We start from the raw sequence: 4500 nt of genomic DNA, 5'->3' as shown, positions 1-4500 counted from the left end.
GGATAAATCAGCTTTAAATTTCCCCAAAGAATCTCTAATGCAGGTCTTAACTGCATTGCAAATTCAAGTTTGTGCATAATTATTTGCTCGCTATTTGTAGAATGCGATCGCGCAGTGCATCAATCAAACAATCTGTTTCGCTGATTGTTTTAGCAAAGCCTTTGCGCCCTTGTAGATAACCTTTATCCTCAGACAGCTTAACTAGCGCATCCACTAATTCCGTTAAGGTTGAATTGGGATTTGCCAGCAAAGCTTTGGCAGAGATTCTGGGCACCTTCAACGCTCCTTAAATCCAGAATTTCCAGTAATCCAGCTTTCAACATTGTCCAGCCTTTTACCATAAAACTTTACAGTCTCTTCTAATTTTGTTCTTTCTTGAGCTGCAACAATTGCTTCTTTTTGGATGTCTCTTAATGTTTTCCAGATTAAGCCCATCAACCCAAGAAGGCAGCTCATTACTGCTAAATCAATTTGAAGCAAAGTGGAAGTTAAGTTCATAGCAAAGTCAGCTTAAGTACCTTCGTAAGTGTCTATTTCGATATATAAATTGCTTAACCAAGCCACCGGCTCAAATCGCAATCTGTATTTTCCCGCAAGCTCCACTTGAAGAATCTTTTTTCGTCCTAGCGGGAGTTTCCATTGCTGAAGTTCCATTCCTAAGCCGATTTCCTGCGTTAGTGTTCCTGCCAGCCACCATGTCCTTCTGGAACCTTGCGACTCGGCAAAAACTCTAATAATGGGTTTTTCAAAAAGGAAAGGAAGAGCGATCGGCTCAACTCTTCCTTCGTAGACTCCAGATGAAGCCCGAACGTAAGATCCTTGAAAAAATCTCTGCCAGTCTTCCTCTCGTTCGAGCGGCATTATCCTACGGTACTAATACCAAAGATTGAGTTACGGCTCGGTATCGGAATTCTCTGTTAGGCATATCTTTGAGCATTGATCCCAGCTCGTAGCGCACCTCGTTCCTGGTGTCGAAAGTTAGAGCGTTGTTGATATCCGTTGAGAGGTCTGAAACCGCGCCATAGTTGCCCAATGTGCTCAAATAACCCAAGACAGCGTTATTTGTGAGGTCGAATTCAATGATGACGTATTTTTCCATGCTGTTTTACCGATTTGATTGCGCTTTTTTGTCAGGTTATTTATCGATTCGTTGGGCTTAAGCTATCGTGTACCGGCGGCGGCGAATAGGTCTAACCTTTACTATTTTGTGAGTAGCATAGGTTTTCCCGACAAGCGATTTAAAAACTGTATCGGCTTTAGATGGCGGGCAGAGCAGTATTGCGGATTGAAGTTTATCGCCTTTGCGGTAAGCAACCCGAAGCGGCAAACACCCTAGTTCTAATGCGTCTTCTCTGGAATTGCCCGCCAGAGTTTTCCCCGCTGGCAGAGCTCCATCCGCTGCCACCTTTGTGTACCCAAGCTCGGTGGCTATCGCCGTAATATTTTTTTCGATTAACTGCAATTCGACCACTACGCTGGCGTTAATGTCTATGTAGTAAGCTACTTTTTTTTCTTTCGCCATATATGTTTATTGGTTGTGCTGCTTGATTACCCTGACGGTAGCTTACTCCCTCGCAGCCTGCAACCCTTGATATGCCTGGGTTTGAGGCGTGCACAAAACGCTGTGGAAGGTTGCAACCTTCCGGATTTGTTATCGCAACTTAAACACAGCGATTGTAAAGAATTATTAAGCAACTTCTTTACCTAAACTTTGGGTCGGTGGGGTGGTTGCTGCTGGTAGAGGAAATCACCATTTTTTGCTGGAGACCGCCTAGCTCTATCTCTGCGTACCGAAAGCGAACCTCACAGTCTGGCCTGCGCTCGGGAAGCTTCACCTCTTCCCCCAAAATGCGCTTGTTGCCGGGATTGGCGGGGAAAGCCTTCGCCTCCCCCTGGTTCTGGCTGAAGGTCATCCGAGCCGGATCGAAGGGATGCCCCTGAAGGCTCAAAACATCCTCAATTAACCTTTTGCCCTTCGCTACCGACGGACTGAGAATTTGGAGTTTGTATCCCAATTCCCAGTGGTTGTAATTGACGTATCTTTTGCCTTTGTCCCAAAAATACCCCTCCCTCTTTCCGAAAACCTGCTGGATTTTTAGGGCGAGTTTCTTGACCTTTGGAACAGAAATTGAGGAGTCTGTTTCATCCATCAATCTAAAGCTGAGCGTTCCTTCCTTCGGTCTCCTGTCACCCTTCGGCTTCTCCTCCTCAAAATGCAGGTAGATCTTAGGATGCCCGCTCAACATCGCCACGTCAGAATTCCGGCCGGAACTGCCGACCTGCCGGAGGCGGGCTTTGATTAAATCGTCGATCGCCTTGAGCAAACTTACTTGCAAAGGAATCAAGGGCTCAGCGCCAGAAAGCAGCAGCTTTACTCCATCCAATTCCATCTCGTACAAGGCGAAACGAGCGCCGGAATCCTCCTCCTTGCCTTTTATGACCGTTTGAGATTCTTGCGCCGCTAGTTTCCGAAACGCTTCTTTTTTCAGCGCCTCTAGCTGCGGGTTTTTCACTTGATTTTCCCCCTTTGCTTCCTGCGTTTTTTCGGGCGAGAGCTAGAAAGCTTTTTGATTTTTATGGGCGAAGTTTTGGCCTCTTTAGACTTGTTAGTTGCATCTTTTGCCGGAGTCCTAGAGTTTGCAAAATTGTTTTCTACTTCCTGAAAATATATTTTTAAGTTTCCCACTCCTAGAGATTGCTCAATTTTATCAACTGTGATTCCAGCATCAAACTGAACTGATTCATGTCCAGATTCAATCCTAGAGGCCAATTCTTCCTTGAAACCAGCTTTTTGCTGACTGGGAGAAGGCTTCCCACCTTTACCTTTACCTTTACCCGTACCGGGTTTTTTCGGTTTAGCCGTCATACGTACTCAGCGTATAAATCTTCTTCTGTAAGCAGATCGCCTATGGTGTCAAAGAAGACTTCAAAGCCGTTAATAACAGCGTCCTCTGCTTCTTCACCCACAATAAGGTCTCTGATTTTTTCCTCAAATTTTTCTGCAAAAATGAAGCTTTCTCCTTCTTGCTCGCCGCCGAGTTCTTGCCCGGTAACCTTTTCGATAAACTGCCTGCCATTGAGGTACAAGAATTTCATCAAGATTAATTGAGCGGCTGATTTCACTGCATACCAAATATCAGTAACCGCGTCAATCAAGCTGTCTCGAATGGTTTCGCTGCCCCCAGATAGCTCGACAAGCCTAGCTATTTGCCCGGTATTTATCCTGATTTTAGGAATGTTGTTGCCGCCCAGCCCTCTGCCGACCAAAACCGTCGCGATGGAACGTCCGACGAATTCTCCCAGCGGCTCGTACAAATTAGTTACTGCACTCTTAATGTCTTCTCTCAATTGATTCTCTGAGATTTTCCAGTTAAAATGCCACACCTGCTGTACGGATTGCACCAATCTCGAAGCTAATTGTGGCGCAAATGCAGCAGCAATCCAAGGGAACAACTTAGCTGCCCATCCAAAAATTGGCTTGAATATTTTTCCGAGTAAGCCGAACACCGGCTTGGCAATTCCCCCCAGGAATTTACTGATACTTCCCATTTTTGTTGCCGTAAAAATCTTTCCACCCAGGGCGACGATAAAAGGTTTTAATTTGACAGCTACGGACGCGATTTTTGCGACTGTAAGCACTAAAGGTATTGGCACGATTATTTTTCCTTTCTAATTGTTAGCTTGCAAATCATCTGCCTGAGATCGTCCGCCTCTGACGGCGTAAAAGTCGGCACTGGCACGTCGCATTCTGACCCCTCTAGCAGAGTCGGAATGATACTTTCTAGCTCCTCTTTCGACATCTCGGTAAATTCTTTGGGTTTGCTGTCTTTTCCGTACCCCTTTTTCATGCCAGCGAGGTTGAATTCAAGCTGCATTTTTTTAGGTTTGTACCGAAAAGGCATTCCCAGCATCTTGATAATTTCGCGAATGCTTTCGCTGACGCCAGCGACGATTTTGAGGATTCGAGTCACGGCGAATGCTATTCCTATCTGGATGCTCAGCCGAGCGTTTCCGGCTGCTTTTAATTCATGGAGCATTTCTAGCGCTGCCTGCATTGCCACACCGGGGGAATTGTAAGTGTAAATAGCCGATTGATCGCCTGCTGTTGTTTTGTCCGTATCCTCTATTTCTACAACGATTGGCGCGTCTATCCCGTGCCGATTAACTGCTAATAGTATGGCGTGTACCATCTGCGGGTAATTTTGAAGCTTTTCAGGTAGTAAAGTTTTGCCTTCTTCTGGAATTTCCATTAGCTCGCCGGGAATTGTTACCTTCCCCGCAAGTACCTTTCTAACTTCAAAAACCTTCGTTAAGTCTCGCAGCATTCTTATTGAGTCGCGACAACAATCATCCATTTCTTTTCTAGGTGGTGGGTTGGGTGGAGGGGGAAGGGGGGAAGTAGTCCCCGGACATCTGAATTCCTTGATTTCGTTTGTCCAAGTGCTGCGCCACGTCCATGAACCCAAAGCAGTTCTTACGTAATAATATTCAACAAAAACA

General features: G+C 45.7%; 9 protein-coding genes. All 9 read right to left on the bottom strand.

From position 1 onward, the window contains the following. Positions 1-79: 79 nt before the first annotated feature. Complete coding sequence (locus JGK39_RS32705) at positions 80-274, bottom strand: hypothetical protein (RefSeq protein WP_293261952.1); 195 nt, start codon at positions 272-274, stop codon at positions 80-82. Between the two features lie 2 nt (positions 275-276). Further along, positions 277-498 carry a hypothetical protein gene (locus JGK39_RS32700; RefSeq protein WP_293261949.1) on the bottom strand — a complete coding sequence of 74 codons (222 nt, stop codon included), beginning with the start codon at positions 496-498 and terminating at the stop codon, positions 277-279. A 12-nt stretch (positions 499-510) separates the two neighbouring features. Then, positions 511-861: a hypothetical protein gene (locus JGK39_RS32695; protein ID WP_293298916.1), complete on the bottom strand. Its 351-nt coding sequence runs from the start codon at positions 859-861 to the stop codon at positions 511-513. A gap of 4 nt (positions 862-865) precedes the next feature. Next, positions 866-1099 (bottom strand): hypothetical protein, encoded by a 234-nt coding sequence (locus tag JGK39_RS32690; RefSeq protein ID WP_293298913.1) that lies wholly within the window; start codon positions 1097-1099, stop codon positions 866-868. A gap of 57 nt (positions 1100-1156) precedes the next feature. Beyond that, positions 1157-1522: a hypothetical protein gene (locus JGK39_RS32685; protein WP_293298910.1), complete on the bottom strand. Its 366-nt coding sequence runs from the start codon at positions 1520-1522 to the stop codon at positions 1157-1159. 178 nt (positions 1523-1700) lie between these two features. Further along, on the bottom strand, positions 1701-2513 hold the full coding sequence (locus JGK39_RS32680) for a hypothetical protein (protein WP_293298907.1): 813 nt from the start codon (positions 2511-2513) through the stop codon (positions 1701-1703). After that, positions 2510-2866 (bottom strand): hypothetical protein, encoded by a 357-nt coding sequence (locus tag JGK39_RS32675; protein WP_293298905.1) that lies wholly within the window; start codon positions 2864-2866, stop codon positions 2510-2512. The genes JGK39_RS32680 and JGK39_RS32675 overlap by 4 nt, the downstream gene beginning before the upstream one ends. Then, positions 2863-3654: a hypothetical protein gene (locus JGK39_RS32670; protein ID WP_293261927.1), complete on the bottom strand. Its 792-nt coding sequence runs from the start codon at positions 3652-3654 to the stop codon at positions 2863-2865. The genes JGK39_RS32675 and JGK39_RS32670 overlap by 4 nt, the downstream gene beginning before the upstream one ends. 2 nt (positions 3655-3656) lie before the next feature. Next, positions 3657-4500, bottom strand: an 844-nt coding sequence (locus JGK39_RS32665) for a hypothetical protein (protein ID WP_293298902.1), incomplete at its 5' end; no start/stop codon positions are given.

The organism is Microcoleus sp. PH2017_12_PCY_D_A (assembly GCF_020738565.1).
Lineage (GTDB): Bacteria > Cyanobacteriota > Cyanobacteriia > Cyanobacteriales > Microcoleaceae > Microcoleus.
The sequence above is the reverse complement of the archived record's forward strand: the minus strand, read 5'-3'. Positions and strand labels throughout refer to the sequence as shown.

What these genes read in the sequence shown, in the direction of transcription:
- JGK39_RS32690 (WP_293298913.1), bottom strand. Translation starts at nt 1,099, where the DNA reads ATGGAAAAATACGTCATCATTGAATTCGACCTCACAAATAACGCTGTC.
- JGK39_RS32675 (WP_293298905.1), bottom strand. Translation starts at nt 2,866, where the DNA reads ATGACGGCTAAACCGAAAAAACCCGGTACGGGTAAAGGTAAAGGTAAA.
- JGK39_RS32685 (WP_293298910.1), bottom strand. Translation starts at nt 1,522, where the DNA reads ATGGCGAAAGAAAAAAAAGTAGCTTACTACATAGACATTAACGCCAGC.
- JGK39_RS32700 (WP_293261949.1), bottom strand. Translation starts at nt 498, where the DNA reads ATGAACTTAACTTCCACTTTGCTTCAAATTGATTTAGCAGTAATGAGC.
- JGK39_RS32695 (WP_293298916.1), bottom strand. Translation starts at nt 861, where the DNA reads ATGCCGCTCGAACGAGAGGAAGACTGGCAGAGATTTTTTCAAGGATCT.